The organism is Neisseria sp. HMSC056A03 (assembly GCF_001815685.1).
Lineage (GTDB): Bacteria > Pseudomonadota > Gammaproteobacteria > Burkholderiales > Neisseriaceae > Neisseria > Neisseria subflava.
In genome coordinates this window covers 62513-88605 of sequence record NZ_KV821600.1, presented here as the reverse complement: position 1 = coordinate 88605, position 26093 = coordinate 62513, and the positions used below count along the sequence as shown (strand labels likewise).

Sequence of the window (26093 nt, the reverse complement as noted above, 5' to 3'; positions counted from 1 at the left end):
TTAGGGGATTTTGGGGAATTTTGCAAAGGTGTCAGGCCGTCTGAAAATATCTTTTCAGACGGCCTTTGATTTAAAGAGAGCCAATCAAGGAGCGCATTGTTAGATGCTGTTTTTAATGATTTTCCTCAGGGTGGACAGTTGTCGGCGGCTGACGGGCAACGGGGTCGGAATATCGAGAATTTTTGCGCCCCATGTGGATGCGTATTCGTCGTTTTCGTCATCGTCCAATCGAATCAGGCTGTCGAGGGTGTGGCGGAAGACGAGGGCGTTGCGGTGGATGCGGATGACTTTGTCGCCCAGCAATTCTTCCCAGTAAACCAATGTTTTCGGTAATTCGAAGCTTTGACCATCGCCGGTAAACAGATAGACGGTTTTGTGTTCCGCCATCAGATAACGCGCCTGTTGCCAGGGGATTTCAACCATGCGCTCGCGGTTGTACACTTTGAAATGGGTGAAACTGTCTGCTTTTTCGCGGTTTTTCTCGATGATGCGGTCAAGCGCGGTTTGCAGGCGGGTCATTTTGATCGGTTTGAGCAGATAGTCTGCGGCAGCCAGCTCGAATGCGCGCAGGGCGTGTTCTTCGTAGGCTGTGGTGAATACAATTTCCGGCTGGCGTTTGGCGGTACGCTTGATGCGTTCGACAAACTCGAGACCGTCGATTTCCGGCATGCCGATGTCGGCAAAGACGATGTCGACTTCGTGGACACTCAGCCACTCCAATGCTGGCATGGCATGGTGAAAGACGTTAAGCAGTACGACATTGCATTCTTCCAATAATACACGCAAGCGTTCTGCTGCTAATACTTCGTCTTCTACAATAATGGCACTTGGCATAGCGGTATTTCTTTTTGTTGTATCGTGGGAGATCTGCCGCGCTTTGTCATCCTCAATAACGCGTCAGCCGTATGTTGTTACAACCTTGAAATTATCAGTTTGTGACAATTTTAGGAAATTTTTGAAATATACATGATTTTTCGCTTCTTGGGCATGGTTTGGAATGAATCGGAAGATTACTTACATAATTTTATGAAATATTGTAATACCTAGAGTAATTTTGTTGTAATCGTGCTAATTCATTTCGTGATAATGGACGATTTTGGGATTTTGCCCATTTGCCAGTGCGCTACCGCCCAATCGAGTAAATCTTGCGGACGGTTTACGGCGGGGGCATCGGGTAGGTTGAGGTAGGTTAGGACTTGGCGGAGAAGCTGTTCTTTTTGATTCAAATCCAAAGCCGGGGCAAGGGTTTGTTTCGACCACTTTTGCCCTTGGCTGTTGGTCAATAGCGGCAGGTGGGCGTAGGACGGCGTGGGAACGCCGAGGCATTGTTGCAGATAGATTTGGCGCGGCGTGGAAACGAGTAAGTCCTGACCGCGGACAATATGCGTTATGCCTTGATCGGCATCGTCGGCAACCACGGCAAGTTGATAGGCCCAATAGCCGTCGGCACGAAGCAGGACGAAATCGCCGATGTCGTGTGCCAGATTTTGTGCGTATTGTCCGATAATGCCGTCTGAAAAACCGATTATGCGATCGGGAACTTGAATACGCCATGCCGGCGTTTTGTTTTGCGTGTCGGGTCTTTGCTGAGGATTGCGGCAACGGCCGTTATACACAAATCCGTCTGCGCCCTGAGTTGCCGCCGCCTGCCAGTCTTTGCGGCTGCAATAGCAGGGATACACCAGCCTGGCTGCTTTGAGGCGGTCGAGTGTGTCTTGATACAGGTCGTAACGACGGCTTTGATAGGCGACTTCGCCGTCCCACTCAAAACCGAAAGCCTCAAGCGTGCGCAAAATGTCGGCAGCGGCGCCGGGCATTTCGCGAGGGGGGTCAAGGTCTTCAATGCGGACCAGCCATTTGCCCTGATGAGCGCGCGCGTCGGCATAGGAAGCGACGGCGGTCAGCAGCGAGCCGATGTGGAGCAGCCCGGTCGGGCTGGGGGCAAAACGTCCTGTGTACATATCTGGTACAGCCCCTTTATTTAAGACTATTAATCAAAGCCATTATCTCATCTTTATTCAGTTCCATCCCGAGCTCTTCAAGCAAGGTTAAATCATATAGGGCATTATATTGCTCTTCGGTAGCTGAATCATCCATAAGAGCAGGCGAGAAAAAATCAAAGGCTCTATCTGCAATTCTCTCATTACTTGCATTTCTACTAACCAGTTTCGTCAATTCTGTATATTTTGAAAAGTTTATGGAAAAATAAAACAGCGAAAAAGTTTTGGTTTCGCTGTTTTTGATTTAATTAGCACTGATAATCTTCAAATTCCCACGAAAAAAAACGAAGTAAATAAGTCAATGACTTTTCCCAAGTTTCTTTTGAACATTCTTTAAGAATTTTCTCAATTTCCGATTTAATAACAGAATGATTAAATTCATTCATAATCATCATACCCGCTCCCCATTTAACCCTTTGATTTTGGAAACAATTATGCAAAATCCATTTAGGAGAGCATATGCGAACAGAAAATATATCTGCAGCATCACTATCATCAGTTCCTATGTCTAAATCAATTCCCACACAAAAATTGTCTTTGATTTCGGGAACGAAATCTTCAAAGGCACAATCGTAAAGATTGATGGCTTTCAATTCTAGGTTAATCATTTTATATTCAATAGTATGGGGAGATACCGGATCCTTAAAAATCAGATCTGAATAAATTTCATTGGGTGAAATGATTTCGAGTGCTTTTGCCATGATTCTATTTCCTTTTGTGTTGGTGGGTAAAGTCGTGCATTAACTTCTTGTTGATTAATATTTTTAGGGCGAATCCTTGATATGCCGCACTGTGTCCGGTCAAAAGGGCGATGCCGTCTGAAAGCCTTTCAGACGGCATCGGGGATGAAAAGTTTAAACCAACGGTGCGAGCAGTTTTTCAAACGCTTCTTCAAACTGTTTCAAACCGTCTTCCTGCAAACGCGCCGCCAAGGTTTCGACATCTATGCCGAGCGCGGCAATTTCGGCGAGCCGCGCCCGTGCTTCGTCCGCGCCTTCGGTCAGCGTGGCTTTGGCCGTGCCGTGGTCGATAAAGGCTTTGAGCGTGGCGTCGGGGACGGTGTTGACGGTGTGCGCGCCGATCAGGCTGTCAACGTAGAGCGTGTCGGGATAGGCCGGGTTTTTCACGCCGGTAGATGCCCATAAAAGCTGCACGCGGTTTGCGCCTTTGGTTTCCAGCGCGGCAAATTCCGGGCTGCCGAAGTATTGCGCCCAGTCTTGGTAGGCGGCTTTGGCAAGGGCGATGGCGATTTTGCCTTTGAGGTGGTCGGGCAGTGTTGTGTCCAGCGCGCCGTCCACACGGGAGATGAAGAAGCTAGCGACGACGTGGATATGGGCAACGCTTTGTCCGGCTGCCAAGCGTTTGGCAATGCCGCGCGTGTAGGCTGCATAGGCTTTGAGGGTTTGGGTGCGGGAGAAGAGCAGGGTTAGGTTAACGCTGATGCCGTCTGAAACAAGGGTTTCAAGCGCTTCGATGCCTTCGTCGGTTGTCGGTACTTTAATCATGACATTTTTACGGCCGATGGCGGCGTGCAGGCGGCGCGCTTCTTCAACCGTGCCTTGTGCGTCTTTGGATAGTTCAGGCGAAACTTCGAGGCTGACGAAGCCTGTTTTGCCGCCGGTGGATTCGTGTTCGGCAAGGCACACGTCGCAAGCGGCTTGCACATCGGCAACCGCCATGGTTTCGTAGCGTTGTTTCGGGGTTAGGTCTTGTTGTTTGAGCGCGGCTACTTCATCGGCGTACAGCGCGTCTCCGGCAAAGGCTTTTTGGAAAATGGCAGGATTGGAAGTTACGCCACACACACCTTGTTTCAGCATTTCTGCCAACTCGCCGCTTTGTACCAGCGAACGGGAGAGATTGTCCAACCAGATTTGTTGTCCTAATGCTTTAACGTCCGATAAAATAGTCATCTCAGATTCCTTTTACATAATAGGTTTGTTTGTGAAGTGGCGGTAATGCTACGCCGATTCGATGAATTTGAACAGTTTACAGCCGATTAATTTGGGCAAAACAAACCTAAATTCAAGCACGAAAGGTGGCTTTGATGGCGGAAAACACACTTTATCTCGACTGGGCGCGTGATGTATTGGATACGGAAGCCGAAGGTTTGCATGAAATTGCGGCGGCTTTGGACCATGATTTTGTCCGTGCGGCGGAAGCGTTGTTGCACTGCAAGGGCAGGGTTGTCATTACCGGCATGGGCAAGTCCGGACACATCGGCCGCAAAATGGCGGCAACCATGGCTTCGACGGGCACGCCTGCGTTTTTCGTCCATCCTGCCGAAGCGGCACACGGCGATTTGGGCATGATTGTGGACCACGATGTCGTGGTTGCCATTTCCAATTCAGGCGAAAGCGATGAAATTGCGGCGATTATTCCGGCGTTGAAACGCAAAAACATCACGCTTATTTGTATCACTGCCCATCCGACTTCCACCATGGCTCGTCATGCCGATATCCATATTACCGCGGCGGTTTCCAAAGAAGCCTGTCCGCTCGGCCTTGCACCGACTTCCAGTACGACCGCCGTGATGGCGTTGGGTGATGCGCTGGCGGTGGTATTGCTGCAGGCGCGAGCGTTTACGCCCGACGATTTCGCATTGAGCCATCCGGCCGGTAGTTTGGGCAAACGCCTGCTGATGCGTGTGGCGGATATTATGCACAAAGACGAAGCCCTGCCTGCCGTTTTGTTGGGTACACCGTTGAAAGAAGCCATTGTCCGCATGAGTGAAAAAGGTTTGGGCATGTTGGCGGTAACCGATGCCGAAGGCCGTCTGAAAGGCGTGTTTACCGATGGCGACTTGCGCCGTCTGTTTCAAGAACGTGACAGCTTTGCCGGTTTGAAAGTGGACGACATCATGCATGCTTCGCCGAAAACCATCTCTGCCGACCGCCTTGCCACCGAAGCTTTGAAAGCCATGCAAAGCGGCCATGTGAACGGTTTGCTGGTGGTCGAAGAAAACGGCGTATTGATTGGTGCGCTGAATATGCACGATTTATTGATGGCACGGATTGTCTGAATCGATGGCAAAAACGTTTTCAGACGGCCTTATGCTAGAATAGGCCGTCTGAAATAAGGAAACCTTATGCAAAACCTCTCTTCCGACCTGCAACAACGCGCTTTAGGTATCAAACTGCTGATACTGGATGTGGACGGTGTTTTGACCGACGGCCGTATTTTTATCCGAGACAACGGCGAAGAAATCAAATCGTTCCATACTTTAGACGGACACGGATTGAAAATGCTTCAGGCCAGCGGTGTGCAAACTGCAATTATTACCGGCCGCGATGCGCCTTCCGTCGGTATCCGCGTGAAGCAGCTCGGTATCAACTATTACTTCAAAGGTATTCACGACAAACGTGCCGCCTACGCCCAATTACGCGAACAGGCCGGTGTGGAGGAGCATGAGTGCGCCTTTGTCGGCGACGATGTTGTCGATTTGCCCGTGATGGTGCGTTGCGGATTGGCAGTCGCCGTCCCTGAAGCGCATTGGTTTACTTTGCAATACGCCCATTATGTAACCCGACGTTCCGGCGGCGCAGGCGCGGTGCGTGAAGTGTGCGATTTGATTATGCAGGCGCAAGGTACGCTTGAACCTGCTTTGAAAGAGTATGTACGATGAAAATCAGATGGCGTTACGGAATCGCCTTTCCGCTGGTGTTGGCCGTTTCACTCGGCGCATTGGCGGCGTGGCTCGGCCGCATTAGCGAAGTGCAAGTCGAAGAAGTCGTCCTCAATCCGAATGAGCCGCAATATGCTATGAAAGGCATCAACGGCAAACGTTTTGACCAAGAAGGCCGTCTGAAAGAAAACCTGAGCGCGGTCGATGCCGTCCAATATCCCAATAGCGCGGATGTGCATTTGGGCAAACCGCATCTTTCGTTTTACCGCGACGGCAGCCTGCTGTACGAAGTCGGCAGCGACAAGGCCGCGTACAATATTCAAAATAAGAAAGTCGTTTTTGAACAGAATGTTGTCTTAAACAAAGCGGCAGATGCCAAGCGTTTGGCCGGCATCGTCAAAACTGAACGTTTAAATGTCGATACCGAGGCGCAATACGCCCATACCGACAGCCCCGTTACTTTCCAATACGGACAGTCCGGCGGTCAGGCAAACGGCATGACTTATGACCACAAAACCGGTTTGCTGAATTTCCCTTCCAAAGTGAAAGCCACAATTTATGATACAAAAAATTTGTAAAACCTTAGCCCTTGTTGCCGTTTTTGCCGCCAGCCCGGCCTTTGCCCTGCAAAGCGACAGCAAGCAGCCGATTCAAATCGAAGCTGACCAAGGCTCGCTTGACCAAAACAACCAAAGCACCACCTTTTCCGGCAACGTTATCATCAAACAAGGCACGCTCAATATCCGCGCCGGCAGCGTAACCGTTTCGCGCAACGACAAAAGCGAGCAGTTGATGAAAGCCACCGGCTCGCCCGTCAAATTCAGCCAAGAGTTGGACAGCGGCAAAGGCGTGGTCAACGGCCAAGCCAATACCGTCACGTATTCTTCCGCCGCCAGTCTGGTTACCCTGACCGGCAATGCCAAAGTACAGCGCGGCGGCGATGTGGCCGAAGGTGCGGTCATCACTTACAACACCAAAACCGAGGTTTACACCATCAACGGCAGCGCCAAATCCGGTGTGAAATCCGCCGCCAAATCCGGCCGCGTCAGCGTTGTCATCCAGCCGTCCAGCACGCAGAAAAACAAATAAGAAAACACACAAAAAGGCCGTCTGAAAAAGGTTCAGACGGCCTGAGGTCAATATCGAAAGTCAACAGAATATGAGCGCAAACAACAGCCGTCTTGTGGTTCAAAACCTGCAAAAAAGTTTCAAAAAACGCCAAGTCGTCAAAAGCTTCTCCCTTGAAATCGAAAGCGGCGAAGTCATCGGCCTGCTCGGCCCCAACGGCGCGGGTAAGACCACCAGCTTTTACATGATTGTCGGCCTGATTGCCGCCGATGCAGGCAGCGTGATGCTGGACGGACAAGAGTTGCGCCACCTGCCCATTCACGAGCGCGCCCGCCTCGGCGTCGGCTATCTGCCGCAGGAAGCCTCGATTTTCCGCAAAATGACCGTGGAACAAAATATCCGCGCCATTTTGGAAATCAGCATGAAGAACAAAAGCCACATCGATGCCGAACTTGAAAAACTGTTGGCCGATTTGAACATCGAGCGCCTGCGCAACAACCCTGCGCCGTCCTTGTCCGGTGGCGAACGCCGCCGTGTCGAAATCGCGCGCGTGTTGGCCATGCAGCCGCGTTTCATTTTGTTGGACGAACCTTTTGCCGGCGTTGACCCGATTGCTGTCATCGATATTCAGAAAATCATCGAGTTCCTCAAATCACGCGGTATCGGCGTATTGATTACTGACCACAACGTACGCGAAACCCTCAGCATCTGCGACCGTGCCTATATCATCAGCGACGGTACTGTATTGGCTTCAGGCAAGCCGGATGATTTGGTCAATAATGAACAAGTCCGTTCGGTTTACTTGGGTGAAAATTTCAAATATTGAATGCATATTTGACGGTAATTGTAAAACCGGTTTCACACGAGGCTCTCATTTCAATTGAGGGTAGCTATAAATATTGAAATAATTACTAAGAATACAAATATAATACCGATAACCTAGTTTTTCAGACGGCCCTCCGTACAAAGGCCGTCTGAAAAACTATCCATACACTTCGAAAAAACACTATGTCTTCACTCGTCCTTAAACTCAAACAGACTCAGCAGCTCAACCAGCGGCTGCAGCAGTCTTTGCGCATCTTGCAGATGTCGGGTCTTGAGCTTGAGCGCGAAGTGGGAGACTGGTTGTTAGACAATCCTCTGCTTGAGCGTCCGGAAACCGATGAGTTTGCCGATAGCGGGCTCAATCGTGCCGTCACCATGCCGCGCGCAGGTCAGCAGTTGAGCGGCGACGATGCCGAAGATATTTGGAGCAACATCGCCGAAGAAGAGGATTTCAAACACTATCTGCATGCCCAAGTGTGCGAGCATCCGCTCTCGCAAGTGGAAGCAGCCTATGTTCATGTCTTGATTGATTTTTTGGACGAACAAGGCTACCTTACCGACAGCCTCGAAGAAATCATCGACCACACGCCGTTAGAATGGATGCTGGACGAAGAAGCCCTGCAAAATGCGCTGGATGTATTGCAAACCTTTGATCCGCCCGGCGTGGCGGCGGCGGATTTGACCGAGTCGCTCATGTTGCAGCTGATGCGTTTGCCGGCTTCTCCTGCCCGACAAATGGCCGCGCATTTGGTGCAAAGTTCGCTTCAAGACTTAGGCAAAAACCGCAAACAAAACGTTCTGCGTTTCCGCAAACTCTATCCCGATACCGACAGCGAAACCATAGAAGCCGCGCTCGATATGATTGCCGAGCTCAATCCCTATCCGGCCTACGGTTTCGCCTCTGCCACGCCCACGCCTTATATTCAGCCTGACGTTTGGGTCAAAGAGGGCAAGGATGGCTGGGAAGTCATCAGCAACGAGGCGGCTTGGCCGAAGTTGCGGCTTAATCAGGAATATTGCGACCTGATGAAATCAGCGGAAGAGGGTGCACCGGAGTGGAAGGAAAAAATTAACGAAGCCAAGCAGCGTATTGATTCTTTGGAGCTGCGTAAAAGCACGGTCCTCCGCCTTGCTGAGTATATCGTCAAAAATCAGGAAGATTTTTTCATCTTCGGAGAAATCGGCCTGTCGCCCATGCTGATGAAAGATGCCGCTGCCGAATTGGGTTTGGCGGAAAGTACCATCTCGCGCGCCGCCAATCAGAAATATTTGTCTTGCCCGCGCGGCCTGTTTGCGTTACGCTATTTCTTCACACAGGCAGTGAATGCTGATGATGACGGCGAAGGGTTCAGCCAAGGCGCAATCAAAGCCGTATTGAGTCAGCTGATTGAAAGCGAAGACAGCAGCAAACCCTATTCGGACGAGACCCTCGTCAAATTATTAAAACAACGCGGCATTGAAATCGCCAGACGTACAGTCGCTAAATATAGAGAATCATTAGACATACCACCGGCACACAAACGAAAATTTACCGAGTAGATATATTCCGATCCGTTTTGACGGACTAATCAACCGAAGGAGCTGTATCATGAATCTGAAAATCACCGGTCTGAATTTTGATGTTACCAAAGCCATCAAAAACTATGTTTCTGACAAGTTGGCACGAATCAATCGCCACGCCGACAACATCATCTCTGTGACCATTACGCTCTCGGTGGAAAAAGTCAATCAAAAAGCCGAAGCCGATGCACATTTGGCAGGCAAAGATTTGCACGTTGAAGCGATTGAACAGGATATGTACGCCGCGATTGATGTTTTGATGGACAAGCTCGACCGCGCTGTTTTGAAACATAAAGAAAAAAGCGGCGATGTCCGCAGTACTGTCAAACCTGCTGCCGAATAAAGTTTTTGTATGATAAAGGCCGTCTGAACATTCAGACGGCCTTTTGTTTTACTAGAAGTTTTAGACTGGCAATCTAGTTACTCACTTTTTGACCATTCCATGGTGCCACTTTAAACAGCAGCAACATGCCCGGTATGCCCAAAGCAAAACACAGCCAGTAGAAATTAAAGTAACCCATCGCTTCAATCAGATAACCTGCCGAAGCATTGATAAATGTACGTGGAACGGCTGACAGGCTGGTAAAGAGGGCTAATTGTGTGGCCGTAAATGCAGGATTGGTTTCACGAGCCATATAGGCAACAAACGCCGCTGTACCCAGACCTACGCCCGCTGCTTCTGCACCAATCACAGCCGCAAGCATCATTTGCTCTGTTAGTGTGATGGTTTCGAATTTGCCAAAATTTGCCAACCAGGCAAAGCCTAGAATAGTAACCCATTGCGCCACGCCGAAAACCCATAATGCCCTGTTGATCCCGAGTTTCAACATCCAAATACCACCGGCAATGCCGGCAATCACAGCAGGCCACAGGCCGGCATTTTTGGCAATGAGGCCGATGTCGGTTTTGCTGAAGCCCATGTCCAGATAAAACGGCGTTGCCAGAGACGTTGCCATACTGTCGCCCAGTTTGTAGAGAAAGATAAACAGCAATACCAATATGGCCTGTTTGATTCCTTTGCGGGAGAAGAACTCACTGAAAGGGTCAGAGACTGTTTGGGTAAATGTACGCGACACAGATGGTGGAATGTCAGGCTCTTTAGCTAAAAATAAGGTCATTAGCAGACCGGGCAGCATAAATAGTGCAGTAATGATGAATACGTTGTGCCAAGGCATCAAGTCGGCCAAAATCAAGCTGAGCGAGCCGGGTACCAAAGCAGCAATACGGTAGGCATTGACGTGGATGGAGTTGCCCAAGCCTAATTCTTCATCTGACAAAATTTCGCGGCGAAATGCATCCAATACAATATCTTGGCTGGCAGAGAAAAAGGCGACCACCAACGATAAGCCCATAATTACATATAAATGCTGAGCAGGATTTAGGAAGGCGTAAATGAGCAAGGTCAGCAGTAAACCAATTTGCGTAACCAGCATCCAACCGCGTCGCCGTCCTAAAAAAGGTAATCTGACCAAATCAATGACGGGAGACCAGATAAATTTCCAAGTGAAAGGCAGCCCGATAAGTGCCATTAGGCCGATGGTTTTCAAATCGACATGTTCGCTGCGCAACCATGCCGGAATCAGGTTGATCAGAAAATAAAGCGGCAGCCCCGAAGTGAAGCCTGTAAAGATACAAATCAGCATACTGCGCGAGAAAATCTTGCGCCAAGTGCTGGTTTGGGGTGCGGTGGTCATAGTGGAATCAATAAAAAAGAAAAGGGATATTGTAGCAAAGATGGGGGATATGGCGAATGAGCTTCTGCTATCTTTATTGAATAAAGGCCGTCTGAAACTTTGACCAATTAAGTTTCAGACGGCCTTTTGTTGGAACAACTGGTTTGGCGGGCGACGGAGACTTCAGGACGGAAGAAGGGTTGCTTGGGTGTATTCATAAAATTGAAGTTAAGAAAGTTTCAGACGACCCCTAGAGATCGTTTGAACGATGAGAAATATCAGTGGTAATTTGTGCCGTCAGTGTAGCCGTTTCCTGATTTGTCCACAGCAAAAGCAGAAATCGGACCGACCGTTACTGTCCCTTTAGGCTGAGTTTCTTGGTAATACTCATATGCTGCAACACCCATACCAGTTGCAGCACCAACAGCAGCACCAATTGTGCCACCGACCATAATAGCTGGTCCGGCAGGAATACTGCCAAAAGCTATACCGACACCCAGACCAATACCTGCACCAATTGATCCTCCTATTTATGCACCATTTGCTCCTCCTTGAAGGATTCTCTCTCCTAAGCCTCCTCCATAAATTAGTTCCAGATCCTAAATGGATAGTTCAATCATGTTATTTTTCCTTTTCAAAAAAATTAGACATAGAATATTGAGTCAATACACCCAATATGGAAAAAATAATAAAAGCATGAATATAAATCATAAAATCAACATTATCTTCTTGGTAGCTTTCATAAATAAAAACGATCGGTATTGATATACAAATTAAAATATACAGGTACTTTGAAATTACCAGTAACTTATACACAAATTTTGATTTCATAGCCTAGTCTTTCATTTGAATAAAATCTACCCTAATCAACTTTCCAACTAACTTCCTAACTTCTTCATGCTTTCCCTGATTGAAGTTAACCAGTAGATTTTTCAACAATATGTATATTATGTTAAATAATAAATGGTAATTGTCACATTCAAATATTAAGGATAACCTACTTTGAAACTATATCGCTTTGATGCGTAATTCTATAAAAAACATTGAATTTTCATGTTTTCTATTTATCCAGTATTTTGGAGTTGATAAGTGAGAGCAAAAAACTTTGGAAATCTACGATTCTCCTTCCAACACCTCATCATTTCTCTAGAGAATTTAGGCAAAGGCGATATTGATAACTCATTTCATTAAATGGAACCAAATGAGAATGATTTATTTATAAAATCCTTTTAAATTAATGGGTTACAATAAAAATTGATAAAATAAAATTGACTATTCTCAATAAAATGAGTAAAATTCATCCGCAAATACAAATTTTGTATTGTGATACATCTATTAACCGTATTAAGAAAAGGAGTTAGTTATGCTAAGTAAGTCAATTACAGCAAAATTAAACGAACAAATTAATCTCGAGTTGTATTCATCAAATGTCTATTTGCAAATGAGTGCATGGTGCCATAAACATGGTTATGAAGGCGCTGCAGCATTTTTACTTCGTCATGCCGATGAAGAATTGGAACATATGCAAAAGTTGTTTACTTATGTGAGCGAAACCAGTGGAATGCCTTTGTTAGGTAAAATTGACGCCCCTAAACACGATTACGCTTCATTAAAAGAAGTTTTTGAAACAACACTTGAACACGAAAAACTAGTGACATCTAAAATTAATGAGTTAGTTGAGAGTACTTTTGCAGAAAAGGATTACTCTACTTTTAACTTCTTACAATGGTATGTAGCTGAACAGCATGAAGAAGAAAAATTATTTAACAGTATTGTTGATAAATTCAAACTTCTTGGTGAAAGTGGTACAGCGCTCTACTACATTGATCGTGAATTAAAAACTTTATAAGAATAGGAGAAATAAAATGTTATCAAATAGCGTGATTAAACTATTAAATGATCAAATGAATTTAGAGTTTTATTCTTCTAACTTATATTTACAAATGAGCGCCTGGTGCGAACAACAAGGTTTCGAAGGAGCTGCAAAATTTTTATCAGAGCATGCGGCTGAGGAAATGCAGCATATGCGTAAACTCTTCACTTATTTAAATGAGACCGGCGCATTGGCTATCATCACACAAATTGATGAACCACCTCATCAATTTTCATCATTGAAACAAGTACTTGAATTAACTTATGAACATGAAAAGTTAATTACCTCTAAAATCAATGAATTAGTTGGTAGAACTTTTGAAGAGAAAGACTACTCTGCCTTTAACTTCTTACAATGGTATGTGGCTGAACAACATGAAGAAGAAAAATTATTCAGTGGAATTTTGGATAAATTAAATCTTCTTGGTGAAGATGGTAAAGGTTTGTTCTTAGTTGATAAAGATTTAGGCGCATTAACAACAAACAACTAATCAAGTCTGATGAAAAAGGCTAAGTCATTATCGATTTAGCCTTTTTTTATATCAAAATCTAGCTACTTTTGTCTAAAAGTGCGGTGCTTTAACGGTTCATTCTTACCGCCGATTAGGTTTTGAAATGCCCGTAAGATAGGCAGATATGCTTGTCTTACGGGCATTTTATTTTCAGACGGCCTTCGATCTTGCGTTGCAGTTGCGGTAGAAGGCGATCAGACCGTTGGTGGAGCTGTCGTGTGCAGGCGTGCCGCGTTCGAGTTCGGGTTCGATGGTTTTGGCCAGCTCTTTACCGTATTCCACGCCCCATTGGTCGAAGGGGTTGATACGCCAAATCACGCCTTGAACGAAAGTACGATGTTCGTAAGCAGCCATCAGCATGCCGAGGTTGAAAGGCGTCAGGCTGTCGATGAGCAGGCTGTTGCTCGGACGGTTGCCGGGGAATTCTTTTTGCGGTGCAAGGCGGTCGCGTTCGTCTTGGGGTAGAGCGGCCAATTCGATTTGCACTTCGTCTAAGGTTTTGCCTTTCATCAGCGCTTCGGCTTGGGCGAAGGCATTGGCAACGGTAAAGCGGTGTTGGCGGTGGTTGCCGTAGACTGTGGTCATGGGGACGATGAAGTCGACGGGAATCAGACGCGTGCCTTGGTGCAGAAGCTGGAAGTAGGCATGTTGGCAGTTGACGCCTTCATCGCCGAAGACAATACCGCCGGTGGTGCAGGAAACGGGTTGGCCGTCTGAAGTACGCTGTTTGCCGAGGCTTTCCATATCGAGCTGGTTGAGCCATGGTGTGAAGAGGCGCATGTTGTGGCTGTATGGGACAACGGTTTGGCCGTCTGAATGTTGGAAGTTGTTGTACCAAACATTGATGAGCGCCATCAGGACGGGAATGTTGCGGCGGAATGGCATTTCGAAGAAGTGGGTATCCATCGCGTGTGCGCCGGCCAGCATTTTGCGGAACGCTTTTTCGCCGACGGCAACCATCAGCGGCAGGCCGATGGGCGACCAGACAGAATAGCGGCCGCCGACCCAGTCGGACATGGCGAAGACTTTGTCGGGGGAGATGCCGAAGTTTTGGGCGGCGGCCACATCGGCAGAAATGGCGCAGAAGTGGCGGTAGATGCCGGAATCGGGCAAACCTGCATCGCGATACCAAGTACGCGCCGCATAGGCATTGAGCAGGGTTTCCGGTGTACGGAACGATTTGCTGGCAATGCTGAATACAGTGGTTTCTGGGTTGAGGCCGAGAAGGGTTTGGGTCAGGTCGGCATCATCGGAGTTGCTGACAAAGTGGACGCGGATGTTTTGCCAATAAGGCTGCAGCGCCTGTGTGGCCATGCGCGGCCCTAAATCGGAGCCACCGATACCGATGTGAACCAAGTCGGTAATCGGTTTGCCGGTAATGCCTGTGTGGGTGCCGTCTAAAAGTTGGCGTGCGAACTCGAGTGCGCGGTTGAGTTCGTGATGAACATTGGGCACGATGTTTTCGCCGTCAACGTAAACAGGTTTGGCATTGGCAGGCAGGCGCAGGGCAGTGTGGAGGACGGCGCGGTGTTCGCTGGTGTTGATTTTTTCACCGCTGCTCATGGCCTGCATATATTGTGGCAAATCGGCTGCTTCGGCCAGTTTGCACAATAAATCAAGGGTGTTTTCATCTAGACGGTTTTTGCTGTAATCAAATAACAAACCGTGCAGAATTTCGTGCATATTGTTGAAACGTTCGGCATCTGCGGCGAAGCGTTCGCGCAGGGTAACGTGTTGAGTATCGGCATGATGGGCTTCCAAGGCCTGCCATGCGTCTGAGTATGCGGACATCTCGTTTCCTTAGTATGTAACGGTAAACAAGCAGGGTATCTATTTTCTGCTTTTTGTAGTTGTTTGTAGTTTAACAAATTTGGATAAATTTTGGGAGGTGGTAGGGGCGGTTTTGTTTAAGAAATGTATGCAAAATGCAATAGAAACGGTTGATTATCATAAAGTTTCTGTAAAAAAGGGGGTATGACACCGATGTCTGCTGTGTTATCCTGTGTAACATTATTGAAATCTTGTCGGGGCGGGTCCGTAAGATGACTACAATTTATGATGTCGCTGCTTATGCCGGGGTATCTCCCAAGACGGTCAGCCGAGTAATTAACGGCGATGCGCCGGTCAGTGAGAAAACCCGTTCCAAAGTAGAAACAGCGATTGCTGCTTTGGGCTATATCCCGTCTTCTGCGGCACGGATTATGCGGTCACACCGTTCCGGATTGGTCGGCCTGATTACCGGCGCCATTTCGCGGACAGGCGAAAATACGGGTGGACACGGCATACCGGATATGTTCTTGATTAAGGGCATTCAGCAGCAGATTCGCGCACAAGGCAAGATTCTGATGATTGCCGACATCGACAATAAGCCGGGCCAGCCCGGTCAGATGGAGCCGCTGATTCGTACCTTTATGGAGCATCGTGCCGAGGGGATTTTATATGTGGCAGGTTTCCATCAGGAAGTATTGCTGCCGGAAGTGCCCAACCGTTGTCCGATGGTGTTGGTCAACTGCTTTGATTCGGCGGGTACGCCGGCGGTTTTGCCGGATGATGAAGCAGGGCAGTATGGCTTGGTGCGCCGGATTATCCAAAGCGGACACAAACGGATTGCTTATGTGACTTTGCAGCCGGGTGTGGAAGCGACGAGATTGAGATTGGCCGGATACCGCCGTGCTTTGGCTGATTCGGATATCGTCTTCGATCCTGATTTGGTGCAAACTGGCTATCCTGACTTCAGCAACGACAGCGGGTCTTTGATTTCGGCTATTTTGAAGCTGCTGTCTTTGCCGCTTCCGCCGATGGTAATTTGCTGCGGTAACGATGAAATGGCGGTGCGCGTGTACGGGATTTTGAGGACACGCGGCGTGCAGGTTCCCGAGCAAGTTTCAGTTGCCGGCTATGATAACCACAGCGCGATTGCGGAGACGCTGTTTCCGCCGTTGACCAGTACAGAGTTGCCTTATTTGCGCATGGGTGCGATGGCGGCGGATTTGCTGTTTCGACACATTGAACACCCGACCGGCTCGGTTCAGCCAGTCAAGGTCGTTGGGGAAACCATCTGGCGTCAGTCTGTGATTAATAAATAGTTTCAGACGGCCTGAAAATAAACTTTAAACAATACAAACACACATCAAAATAAGAATCATGCAAACGGTCAAAATAAAGGCCGTCTGAAAACGGAGTTGCCTCAGTAAAAAGGGCAGCCCAAATATAATAAAAGCGTCATACCGCTGAAATTGGAGTTTGTTGTTTCCATAGTTTATTACCCAGGAGTAGCCTTCCTATGAAAATCTCCCCACAAGTGGCGATGACACTTCGCCAGATTATGCTGATGAACTTCGGTTTCTTCGGTATTCAATATAGCTTCGGGTTGCAGCAAACTGCGATTAATCCGATTTTCAGCTTTCTTAATCCAGACCCCAGTATATTGCCTTACCTTAATATGGCCGGCCCGGTTACTGGCTTAATCGTACAACCTATTATTGGTGCAATGAGCGACCGAACATGGGTACCGGGATTGGGGCGCCGCCGTCCGTATTTCTTAATTGGTGCGATCGGTTGCAGTTTATGCTTAGTTCTTGTATCCGCACGTTACCGCCTTGTGGATGGCTGTATTGCTGCTGTGGCTCTTGGACATCAGTAACAACACCGCAATGGAACCTTTCCGTGCATTTATTGCCGATACGGTTCCTGACAATCAGCAATCCACCGGTTTCTTGATGCAGTCTGTGTTTACCGGTTTGGGTATTACCCTGGCCAACGTTTCCCTCTACATCTCCCAGCAAATCGGCTGGTTGCAACAAACTTCCGAAGCGGGTATCCCGTATTGGGTATTCGGTTCCTTCTATATTGGTGCGGTTTGCTCTATCGGTTCGGTTTTGGTTACTGTTTTATCGACATCCGAACGCGAGCCTAGTCCTGCGGAAATGGCGGCTGTTAAGGCGTAACCAAGTGGTCCGGCTCATGCTGTTAAAGATATTATCGTTGCTGTATGCGAAATGCCGACTGCCCTGTGGCAACTGGCTTTGGTGTATCTCTTCCAATGGTACGCACTCTTTATCTACTGGCAATATATTTCCCACAGTATCGTCCAATCCGTTTGGGATTCGACTGTTGAAAATACCGAAGCGTATAGTCAAGCGGTTGCATGGACCGGTTTGGTAAACGGTTTCTACAACGTTGTAACCTTTATCTCCGCCTTCGGCCTGATGTGGATGGCGCGCAAATATGCCGCCAAATATGTTCACGCCTTTGCCGTAACCCTTGCCGCGCTGGCCTTGCTCACCATTCCGCACATCGGCAACAAATACCTGATGTTTGCCCCGATGATTGGTTTCGGTGTCGGTTGGGCAAGTATGATGGGCGTGCCGTTTATGATTATGGTCGGTTCTATTCCGAAAGAACGTTACGGCGTGTACATGGGTATTGTGAACATGATGATTGTGATTCCAATGCTGATTGAAACCGTATCTTTCGGCTGGGTGTACAAAACCTTCTTGGGTTCAAACCCTGCCAACGCGATGACGTTTGCCGGTGTTTTCCTCGCCATTGCCGCCGCGTTGACCTTAACCATTAAAACTGCGGCTAAACCGGCTACTACAGAATAACGAAGTTTTGATTTAAAACCAAAATGAAAAGGCCGTCTGAAACATGAAATGGTTTCAGACGGCCTTTTTTGTCGAAACGGATTCCATTTGCTGACCTGATTCGGTAAGCCTTATTGTCGCCGCACTACCGTTCATCACTCAAATTGGCTATGACTACCGATTTTGCTTTACAATATCCCTCTTTAATTTATTTCGTTTTACCATCCTGATGACAGAACACATTTCCGCTCCAAGCCCATCTCCTATCGGCGAAGACTACCTGCTGTTAGGTCAATACGCCGAACGTGCCTATCTCGAATACGCCATGAGCGTGGTTAAAGGCCGCGCATTGCCTGAAGTTTCAGACGGCCAAAAGCCTGTACAACGACGTATTCTGTTTGCCATGCGCGATATGGGTTTGACGGCGGGGGCGAAGCCGGTGAAGTCGGCTCGCGTGGTCGGCGAGATTTTGGGTAAATACCACCCGCACGGCGACAGTTCCGCCTATGAGGCGATGGTGCGCATGGCGCAGGATTTTACCTTGCGCTATCCCTTAATCGACGGCATCGGCAACTTCGGTTCGCGCGACGGCGACGGGGCGGCGGCGATGCGTTACACCGAAGCGCGGCTGACGCCGATTGCGGAATTGCTGTTGTCCGAAATCAATCAGGGGACGGTGGATTTTGTGCCGAACTACGACGGCGCGTTTGACGAGCCGCTGCATCTGCCCGCCCGCCTGCCTATGGTGTTGCTCAACGGCGCGTCGGGCATCGCGGTGGGCATGGCAACCGAAATTCCGTCGCACAATTTGAACGAAGTCACGCAGGCGGCGATTGCGCTGTTGAAGAAACCGACGCTGGAAACCGCCGAGCTGATGCAATACATCCCTGCTCCCGATTTTGCCGGCGGCGGTCAAATCATCACGCCGGCGGACGAATTGCGCCGGATTTACGAAACCGGCAAAGGCAGCGTGCGCGTGCGTGCGCGTTACGAAATCGAGAAACTGGCGCGCGGGCAATGGCGCGTGATTGTGACCGAGCTGCCGCCGAACGCCAATTCCGCCAAAATCCTTGCTGAAATCGAAGAACAAACCAACCCGAAACCGAAAGCGGGTAAAAAGCAGCTCAACCAAGACCAGCTTAATACCAAAAAGCTGATGCTGGATTTAATCGACCGCGTGCGCGACGAGTCCGACGGCGAACATCCCGTGCGCCTTGTGTTCGAACCGAAATCCAGCCGCATCGATACGGATACCTTCATCAACACGCTGATGGCGCAGACTTCGCTGGAAGGCAATGTGTCCATGAACTTGGTGATGATGGGGCTGGACAACCGCCCCGCGCAGAAAAACCTGAAAACGATTTTGCAGGAATGGCTGGATTTCCGCGTCGTTACCGTAACACGTCGTCTGAAATTCCGTTTGAACCAAGTGGAAAAACGGCTGCATATCCTTGAAGGCCGTCTGAAAGTCTTTCTGCACATCGACGAAGTGATTAAAGTCATCCGCGAATCAGACGACCCTAAAACCGATTTGATGGCGGCGTTCGGGCTGACCGAAATCCAAGCCGAAGACATTTTGGAAATCCGCCTGCGTCAGTTGGCACGTTTGGAAGGTTTCAAACTCGAAAAAGAATTGAACGAATTGCGCGAAGAACAAGGCCGTCTGAATATTCTTTTAGGCGACGAAAACGAAAAGCGCAAGCTGATTATCAAAGAGATGCAGGCGGACATGAAGCAGTTCGGCGACGCGCGCCGCACGCTGGTGGAAGAGGCCGGACGCGCCGTGTTGACGCAGACTACCGCCGACGAACCCATCACGCTGATTCTGTCGGAAAAAGGCTGGATACGCAGCCGTGCCGGGCACAACCTCGACTTGAGCCAGACCGCGTTCAAAGAAGGCGACCGCCTCAAACAAACCCTTGAAGGCCGCACCGTTTTACCCGTTGTCATTCTCGACTCATTGGGCAGAACTTACACCCTCGATGCCGCTGAAATCCCTGGTGGACGTGGCGACGGCGTGCCGGTTTCATCCTTAATCGAGCTACAAAACGGAGCAAAACCCGTCGCTATGCTCACCGGTCAGCCTGAGCAGCATTACCTGCTTTCAGGCAGCGGCGGCTACGGCTTCATCGCCAAACTGGGCGATATGGTCGGGCGTGTGAAAGCAGGCAAAGTGGTGATGACTGTGGACAGCGGCGAAACCGTTCTGCCGCCGATTACCGTCTATGCCTCTTCGCTCATCAATCCTGACTGCAAAATCGTACTGGCCAGCAGCGACCACCGTCTCTTGGCGTTTTCCATCGGCGAACTCAAAGTCATGCCCAAAGGGCGCGGTTTGCAGTTGATGTCGCTGACCGACGGCGCATCTTTGGAATACATTATGGTGACGACCTCTCCTGAGTTTACCGTTGTATCGGTCGGCCGACGCGGTGCAGAATATCAGGAAAAACTGCGTATTGCCGATATTGACGGCAAACGCGGTAAAAAAGGCAAGGTATTGGAAATCTCAGGCCATCTGAAAAGTTTGTCCTGAAACAAGAACAAATATATCTAAATAAATTAAATTTATACGACATTGCATGATAATAAAAAAGGTTCACTTATGAACAGAGCCAATCTTCAAGAACTGGGTAATCTGAGGGAGCGGATTCCCGGTGTAATCAACATTGCCCGAATAGCCATCGTCTTACCGCTTTTGGTTTTGCACGCGTTCAGCAGCTACACAGGCGGCAACCTGATTGGCGTTTCGTTGCCGGACGTTGCGTTTTATATCTGGGTAACGCTGTATTTCTTCCTGATTATGCTCTCCGTGTTCCGTCCGGGCTGGCAGTGGCAGTCTTTGGATTTGCCCAATGCCAGCGCCGTGGTCGACATCACCATGATGATGGTTTTGGTGTATATCTCCGGCGGTACGGCTTCCGGTTTCGGGATTTTGGTTTTGCCGTTTGTTGCTACGTCGTGTCTGCTCAGTTATGGCCATTATCCCATGCTGTATGCAGGTTATACGGCAATGTTGTTTATTTTGAACCTGTTTTTAGACGGCAGTATGCGTTTCGATTCGTTTAATTGGGACGCGAAATCAATGGCGAATTCTTTGATGCTGATCGGCGCAGGCTATCTGGTGGCAATGTTGACATCGTTTGCCGCCCGTTATTTGGAGCAGGCTACAGAGTCCGCCAGCCGCCATCAACTGGCATACCGCCGTATCAGCGGCTTGAACCATTTGGTTTTGAACCGCGTTCAGGAAGCGGTTGTGGTGATTGATGCGACCCAACGCGTGTGGCTGTTTAACAAGCAGGCAAAAATCTATTTCCCCAGTTTGATTATCGATCAGCAGGAAATCGTGTTTGGCGAACTGGTCGCACGCTGGCAGCGTCAACCCGACAAACCTTTTGAAACCGATATCCATATTTTCCAACACGCCATGCACGTCCGTGCCGTTCCGCTGATTCAGGAGCAAACCGAGCTGCTGATGTTGTACGTCCGCTCATTGCGTGAAGTGGCTGCGGAGGCCATGTCCACCAAGCTGACTTCGCTCGGACAGTTGACTGCCAACCTTGCCCACGAAATCCGCAACCCGATGTCCGCCATCCGTCATGCCAGCGATTTGTTGCAAGAGGGCAATGAGGCAGACGCGCTCAAGGCCAAGCTCTACAACATCATCGACAGCAATATCCAACGCATCGACAAGATGTTGGAAGACGTATCCCTGTTTAACAAACGAGACAACATCAGCCGCCAGCCGATTAATCTGATGAAATTCTGGTTGGAGTTCAAGCAGGAATTTACCTTGAACAATCCCGATGCCATCGGCTGTCTGCGCATGAATATGGACGGCAACAATCTGACCGTATTGGTCGATCCTATGCACTTGCAGCAAGTGATGTGGAACTTGTGCAACAATGCGTGGCGACACAGCCGTCAGGACGAAAACGCCATTACCGTCCTTATCCGCCCTAGCGGCAGGATGCATATTTCCATCGTAGTGGCGGACAACGGCAAAGGCGTGCCGCCTGATGTACGAAATCATTTGTTCGAGCCGTTTTACACTACCGAAAAACAAGGCACCGGTTTGGGGCTTTACGTCGCACGCGAGTTGGCACACGCCAATATGGGGCAGCTGCATTATCACCCTGAAATGAACGGGTTTGAATTGATTTTACCGAAGGAGCAGGCGCGGGATGAATAAATTGCAAGAGCCGGTTTTGGTTGTTGATGACGAGGCAGACATCCGCGACCTGATGGAAATGACCCTGATGAAAATGGGTCTGCGCGTCGATACTGCGGCTGGTGTTGAAGAAGCCAAAGACAAGCTGGGCAACAACGATTATTCGCTGGTGCTGACCGATATGCGTATGCCCGACGGCTCCGGCCTCGAGGTTGTCCAATACATCGACGAGTTGATGCTCGACACACCCGTCGCCGTGATTACGGCCTTCGGCAATGCCGACCAAGCCGTTGAAGCCTTGAAAGCAGGGGCGTTTGATTATCTGCAAAAACCGATTACGCTGTCGCAGTTGCGATCATTGGTTAAATCGGCAGTATCGGTTTCAGACAATACTGCCGAACCCACGCCGTCTGAAAAAGTCAAATCGCAGCCTGCGCCAGTTTCTGCCGCCCTGTATAAACCCGAACCTCAGCCGGCCAAGCCTGTTGTTACGCCTCCTAAGAGCGTACAGAGTGAATTTAACCGACCTTTGACTGTTCCGGAAGGACTCAATTCCTTAAAAGAGCGTTTTTTGGCCAGTAACATCAATCCTGCTCTGCAACAAGACGCACCTATATTGGAAGGCGAGGACGATATGCCTCGCCTGTTGGGCACCTCGCCGCAAATGGTCGAAGTGCGCCACCTGATTCGCAGATTGGCCCACAGCCTTGTTCCCGTTTATATCTCCGGCGAGTCCGGTACGGGTAAAGAGCAGGCGGCGCGCACGATTCACGAACTGTCCGACCGTGCCGACAAACCGTTTATTGCCGTCAACTGCGGTGCCATTCCTGAAAACCTGATGGAAAGCGAATTTTTCGGTTACAAAAAAGGCAGCTTTACCGGCGCGGATCAAGACCGTTTAGGTTTTTTCCAACACGCTGACGGCGGCACTTTGTTCCTTGACGAAGTTGCCGATCTGCCGCTTGCCATGCAGGTCAAACTCCTGCGCGCCATTCAAGAAAAAGCCGTGCGCCGTATCGGCGATGCGCGGGAAACCCCTGTGGATGTGCGCATTATTTGTGCAACCCATAAAAACCTCGAAGCCTTGGTTGAAAGCGGCGCATTCCGTCAGGACTTGTATTACCGCCTCAACGTAGTCACCCTGCACATGCCGCCTTTGCGCGAAATGCGCGAAGACTTAGGCGCGCTGATTTTGTATTTGCTGTACAAACACCGTCACGGCAATCAAACCTACAAACTCAGCCCGAAAGCCCAAGAAGCCCTGTTGCATTACAGCTATCCCGGCAACTTCCGCGAGTTGGAAAACATCCTCGAACGCGCCGTTGCGTTGACGGTCGGCCAAGTGATACAAGTGGACGACTTGCAGATTCAAAATGCCCCACAGGTTAAGGCTGAACGCAGCGGCTTCTCTTTTGACGATATTGCCGAACCTGACGCACGCGAAACTACACTCAATCACAGCCCCATTCCGCCGTTTGATCCGCGTACCATGCAGATACAGGATTACCTCGATCAAGTGGAACGTAGCATCATCGAGCAGGCTTTGCAGCAAACCCGTTACAACCGCACCCAAGCCGCCAAACTTTTGGGCATCAGCTTCCGTTCTATGCGCTACCGCATGGAACGCTTGGACATCAATTAAAACGTTCAGACGGCCTGAGTTTTCAAGGCCGTCTGAAACATAAGCCTTATGCACAAGATTTATTTTGACGAAACCGCATCTGCCGAACTTCGCAGCCTTGCCGCGCCTTTCGGGCTGACCGTTATCGACCGGCAGCCTGAAGAAGGCAGTTTCCTTATCGCTGACGAAAGCGGAATCAGCTTGTGCCGCGCCGGTGAAAAAGGCCGTGTCCGCGTTGATTTTGATGGCGGTGCCGCCCATTATCGGCGTACTAAAGGTGGAGGCGAGTTGATTGCCAAAGCCGTTAACCACACTACGCAACCGACTGTCTGGGACGCTACCGGCGGACTGGGCCGTGACAGTTTTGTGCTTGCCTCGTTGGGTTTGAATGTACACACTTTTGAACAAAATTCCGCCGTTGCCTGTCTACTTTCAGACGGCCTCAACAGGGCAGGGCAAAGTAAAGAGACACGGGAGATTGCCCAACGCATTACTTTGCACTTCGGCAATGCCGTTGATTTAATGCAGGAATTGGCAACGCAAAACGGCAGACCCGATATCGTGTATCTCGACCCGATGTATCCGGAGCGTCGCAAAACCGCCGCCGTGAAAAAAGAAATGGCTTACTTTCACGACTTGGTCGGCGCAGCTCAAGATGAAGCCGATTTGTTGGATGCAGCGTTAAATACCGCCAAAAAGCGCATTGTCGTCAAACGCCCGCGCTTGGGCGAATTTCTCGACGGGCGCAAACCTGCTTATCAATACACAGGCAAAAGCACGCGTTTTGACGTTTACCTTCCGACAAGGCCGTCTGAAGACTAAAAGCAAACTTGCAACATATCAAAAGAAACCGCCGGTGTTATCAGCGTGGCGGCAAAGTGTGATATAAATACCCTTTCCCAAACTTCATTGGAGCAAACTATCATGGAATTAGTATTCATCCGTCACGGACAAAGCGAATGGAACGCGAAAAACCTTTTCACCGGCTGGCGCGACGTCAAGCTGAGCGAGCAAGGTTTGGCAGAAGCCGCGGCAGCAGGTAAAAAGCTGAAAGAGAAGGGCTATGAGTTCGACATCGCTTTTACCTCCGTTCTGACCCGTGCCATCAAAACCTGTAACATCGTTTTGGAAGAATCCGACCAACTGTTTGTTCCACAAATCAAATCATGGCGCTTGAACGAGCGCCACTACGGCCAGCTGCAAGGTATGGATAAAAAACAAACCGCAGAAAAATACGGTGACGAGCAAGTCCACATCTGGCGCCGCAGCTACGACACCCTGCCTCCGCTGCTCGATCCTAAAGACCCTCACTCCGCCCACAACGACCGCCGCTATGCCAACCTGCCTAGCGATGTCGTACCTGATGGCGAAAACCTCAAAGTTACCCTCGAGCGCGTCCTGCCTTTCTGGGAAGACCAAATCGCTCCGGCCATCTTGAGCGGCAAACGTGTATTGGTTGCGGCACACGGTAACTCCCTGCGTGCTTTGGCCAAACACATCGAGGGCATTTCCGACGAAGACATCATGGGCTTGGAAATCCCAACCGGTCAGCCGCTGGTGTACAAATTGGATGAAAACCTGAAAGTGATTGAAAAATTCTACCTGTAAGGTAAAGGGAAAAAGGACGTGTTGGACACGTCCTTTTTTATATTTGTCTGTTTTGAGGCCGTCTGAAGGCAGTTGATGGCGGGCGACATGAAAAAAGGACGCGTAAAGCGTCCTTTATGGAGATTAAACCCTGTATTACTGGTTTTTCTCGATGATTTCTTTGAGGTGGGGCATAGGGCTGTAACCGCTTTGGCTGCGGCCGTTAGGGAAGACCACGGTTGGTGTGCCGTTGAAGCCGAATTGTTCGCCCAATGAAGTGGTTTCAGCAACAGGGTTTTCGCAGTTTGCTTTGCCGCTTGGGAGCTTGCCTTTGCGCATCCAGTCGATCCATGCCTGGGTCGGATTAGGTTGGCACCACAACAGCTCGGCTTTGCGCGCGGCATCAGGGTGCAGGCTTGGAATCGGCATCATGAAGGTATAAATCGTGATGTCGGTCATTTTTTCAAATTCATGCTCCAAGCGTTTGCAGTACGGGCAGTCCGGATCGGAGAAAACAGCGACTTTCAGTTTGCCGTTGCCGCGAACTTCTTTGATGGCTTTGTCCAAAGGCAGGGAAGCAAAGTCGATTTTGTTCAAATCGGCGGCGCGTTCTTCAGTCATGCTTTGGCGCGTGTTGACGTTGATGAGGTCGCCAACGAGCATATAGTCGCCTTTGGCATCGGTATAGATGATTTGTTTGCCGCTGACGACAACTTCGTAAATGCCTTTAATCGGTGTTTCATTGACGCTCAAAACTTTCAAATCTTGGGCGGCATAGACTTTTTCCAAACGCGCTTTCAAAGAAGCGGCAACGGATTTGTCGGCAGGCGCTTCCGCTTTGGCGGCCGGAGCAGGCGCCGCGTTGGCGTTGGATACGGCAGGTTGACCGCATGCCAACAAAGGAAGGACGGCAAATGGCGTTAAGATTTTGATTAACTTGGTTTTCATGCGAGAGACTTGCGTGTGTTGAAAGTAAGGCATTGTATCAAACCTCTGTCA

At 49.3% G+C, this 26093-nt stretch carries 23 protein-coding genes and 2 pseudogenes; 16 read left to right on the top strand and 9 right to left on the bottom strand.

The window, feature by feature from the left end; translation table 11 throughout:
- Positions 1–99: 99 nt before the first annotated feature.
- From HMPREF3052_RS03185 to tal, 5 genes and pseudogenes are all read right to left on the bottom strand, one after another.
- On the bottom strand, positions 100–834 hold the full coding sequence (locus HMPREF3052_RS03185) for a LytR/AlgR family response regulator transcription factor (RefSeq protein WP_049348785.1): 735 nt from the start codon (positions 832–834) through the stop codon (positions 100–102).
- Positions 835–1073: 239 nt separating this feature from the next.
- Positions 1074–1961: a tRNA glutamyl-Q(34) synthetase GluQRS gene (gluQRS, locus tag HMPREF3052_RS03180; RefSeq protein WP_070748473.1), complete on the bottom strand. Its 888-nt coding sequence runs from the start codon at positions 1959–1961 to the stop codon at positions 1074–1076.
- Between the two features lie 16 nt (positions 1962–1977).
- Positions 1978–2184, bottom strand: a pseudogene (locus tag HMPREF3052_RS03175) (hypothetical protein); the annotation flags it as partial.
- Positions 2185–2248: 64 nt separating this feature from the next.
- Entirely contained in the window at positions 2249–2608 is a 360-nt protein-coding gene (locus tag HMPREF3052_RS03170; RefSeq protein WP_002221979.1) for an immunity 8 family protein, read from the bottom strand.
- 246 nt (positions 2609–2854) lie between these two features.
- A complete protein-coding gene (gene tal, locus HMPREF3052_RS03165; protein WP_070748469.1) occupies positions 2855–3910 on the bottom strand; it encodes a transaldolase in 1056 nt (351 codons plus the stop codon).
- A 134-nt stretch (positions 3911–4044) separates the two neighbouring features.
- On the opposite strand from tal, the gene HMPREF3052_RS03160 reads away from it, so the two are divergent.
- The 7 genes from HMPREF3052_RS03160 to raiA all read left to right on the top strand — a co-directional run bounded on the left by HMPREF3052_RS03160 (position 4045) and on the right by raiA (position 9418).
- Positions 4045–5019, top strand: coding sequence for a KpsF/GutQ family sugar-phosphate isomerase (locus HMPREF3052_RS03160; RefSeq protein ID WP_070748468.1), 975 nt, complete (start codon positions 4045–4047; stop codon positions 5017–5019).
- 66 nt (positions 5020–5085) lie between these two features.
- Positions 5086–5622: a KdsC family phosphatase gene (locus HMPREF3052_RS03155; RefSeq protein ID WP_003686818.1), complete on the top strand. Its 537-nt coding sequence runs from the start codon at positions 5086–5088 to the stop codon at positions 5620–5622.
- Entirely contained in the window at positions 5619–6200 is a 582-nt protein-coding gene (gene lptC, locus HMPREF3052_RS03150; RefSeq protein WP_070748467.1) for an LPS export ABC transporter periplasmic protein LptC, read from the top strand. The genes HMPREF3052_RS03155 and lptC overlap by 4 nt, the downstream gene beginning before the upstream one ends.
- Positions 6181–6711, top strand: a complete 531-nt coding sequence (gene lptA, locus HMPREF3052_RS03145; protein WP_070748465.1) for a lipopolysaccharide transport periplasmic protein LptA — start codon at positions 6181–6183, stop codon at positions 6709–6711. The genes lptC and lptA overlap by 20 nt, the downstream gene beginning before the upstream one ends.
- Before the next feature lie 70 nt (positions 6712–6781).
- Positions 6782–7516, top strand: a complete 735-nt coding sequence (lptB, locus tag HMPREF3052_RS03140) for an LPS export ABC transporter ATP-binding protein (RefSeq protein WP_070748463.1) — start codon at positions 6782–6784, stop codon at positions 7514–7516.
- A 182-nt stretch (positions 7517–7698) separates the two neighbouring features.
- The gene (rpoN, locus tag HMPREF3052_RS03135; RefSeq protein ID WP_070748461.1) at positions 7699–9054 is read left to right on the top strand and encodes an RNA polymerase factor sigma-54; all 1356 of its coding nucleotides are present in this window, start codon (positions 7699–7701) and stop codon (positions 9052–9054) included.
- A gap of 49 nt (positions 9055–9103) precedes the next feature.
- Entirely contained in the window at positions 9104–9418 is a 315-nt protein-coding gene (raiA, locus tag HMPREF3052_RS03130) for a ribosome hibernation-promoting factor, HPF/YfiA family (RefSeq protein ID WP_070748459.1), read from the top strand.
- 73 nt (positions 9419–9491) lie between these two features.
- Here the strand turns inward: raiA and HMPREF3052_RS03125 are convergent, their stop codons facing one another.
- Together HMPREF3052_RS03125 and HMPREF3052_RS12025 are read right to left on the bottom strand one after the other, a co-directional pair.
- A complete protein-coding gene (locus HMPREF3052_RS03125) occupies positions 9492–10769 on the bottom strand; it encodes an AmpG family muropeptide MFS transporter (protein WP_283126946.1) in 1278 nt (425 codons plus the stop codon).
- Between the two features lie 257 nt (positions 10770–11026).
- The gene (locus tag HMPREF3052_RS12025) at positions 11027–11200 is read right to left on the bottom strand and encodes a hypothetical protein (RefSeq protein WP_224783520.1); all 174 of its coding nucleotides are present in this window, start codon (positions 11198–11200) and stop codon (positions 11027–11029) included.
- A gap of 911 nt (positions 11201–12111) precedes the next feature.
- Between HMPREF3052_RS12025 and ftnA (HMPREF3052_RS03110) the strand changes: the two genes are divergently transcribed.
- Both ftnA (HMPREF3052_RS03110) and ftnA (HMPREF3052_RS03105) read left to right on the top strand, forming a co-directional pair.
- Entirely contained in the window at positions 12112–12597 is a 486-nt protein-coding gene (ftnA, locus tag HMPREF3052_RS03110; protein WP_003686837.1) for a non-heme ferritin, read from the top strand.
- A gap of 16 nt (positions 12598–12613) precedes the next feature.
- Positions 12614–13111 carry a non-heme ferritin gene (gene ftnA / locus HMPREF3052_RS03105; RefSeq protein WP_003686798.1) on the top strand — a complete coding sequence of 166 codons (498 nt, stop codon included), beginning with the start codon at positions 12614–12616 and terminating at the stop codon, positions 13109–13111.
- A 171-nt stretch (positions 13112–13282) separates the two neighbouring features.
- Here ftnA (HMPREF3052_RS03105) and pgi read toward each other — a convergent pair whose 3' ends face one another.
- Positions 13283–14923, bottom strand: a complete 1641-nt coding sequence (gene pgi, locus HMPREF3052_RS03100) for a glucose-6-phosphate isomerase (RefSeq protein WP_070748457.1) — start codon at positions 14921–14923, stop codon at positions 13283–13285.
- 251 nt (positions 14924–15174) lie between these two features.
- On the opposite strand from pgi, the gene HMPREF3052_RS03095 reads away from it, so the two are divergent.
- The 7 genes and pseudogenes from HMPREF3052_RS03095 to HMPREF3052_RS03065 all read left to right on the top strand — a co-directional run bounded on the left by HMPREF3052_RS03095 (position 15175) and on the right by HMPREF3052_RS03065 (position 25115).
- Positions 15175–16218 carry a LacI family DNA-binding transcriptional regulator gene (locus tag HMPREF3052_RS03095; RefSeq protein WP_070748455.1) on the top strand — a complete coding sequence of 348 codons (1044 nt, stop codon included), beginning with the start codon at positions 15175–15177 and terminating at the stop codon, positions 16216–16218.
- Between the two features lie 197 nt (positions 16219–16415).
- Positions 16416–17739: pseudogene (locus HMPREF3052_RS03090) on the top strand (MFS transporter).
- A gap of 208 nt (positions 17740–17947) precedes the next feature.
- The gene (parC, locus tag HMPREF3052_RS03085) at positions 17948–20251 is read left to right on the top strand and encodes a DNA topoisomerase IV subunit A (protein WP_070748453.1); all 2304 of its coding nucleotides are present in this window, start codon (positions 17948–17950) and stop codon (positions 20249–20251) included.
- A gap of 69 nt (positions 20252–20320) precedes the next feature.
- Positions 20321–21907, top strand: coding sequence for a two-component system sensor histidine kinase NtrB (locus HMPREF3052_RS03080; protein WP_070748451.1), 1587 nt, complete (start codon positions 20321–20323; stop codon positions 21905–21907).
- Complete coding sequence (locus tag HMPREF3052_RS03075) at positions 21900–23528, top strand: sigma-54-dependent transcriptional regulator (RefSeq protein ID WP_070748449.1); 1629 nt, start codon at positions 21900–21902, stop codon at positions 23526–23528. The genes HMPREF3052_RS03080 and HMPREF3052_RS03075 overlap by 8 nt, the downstream gene beginning before the upstream one ends.
- Positions 23529–23576: 48 nt before the next feature.
- Positions 23577–24329 carry a class I SAM-dependent methyltransferase gene (locus HMPREF3052_RS03070; protein WP_070748447.1) on the top strand — a complete coding sequence of 251 codons (753 nt, stop codon included), beginning with the start codon at positions 23577–23579 and terminating at the stop codon, positions 24327–24329.
- A 102-nt stretch (positions 24330–24431) separates the two neighbouring features.
- On the top strand, positions 24432–25115 hold the full coding sequence (locus tag HMPREF3052_RS03065; RefSeq protein ID WP_003679823.1) for a 2,3-diphosphoglycerate-dependent phosphoglycerate mutase: 684 nt from the start codon (positions 24432–24434) through the stop codon (positions 25113–25115).
- Between the two features lie 135 nt (positions 25116–25250).
- On the opposite strand, the gene HMPREF3052_RS03060 is transcribed toward HMPREF3052_RS03065, so the two are convergent.
- On the bottom strand, positions 25251–26042 hold the full coding sequence (locus HMPREF3052_RS03060) for a DsbC family protein (protein ID WP_036473591.1): 792 nt from the start codon (positions 26040–26042) through the stop codon (positions 25251–25253).
- Between the last annotated feature and the right edge of the window lie 51 nt (positions 26043–26093).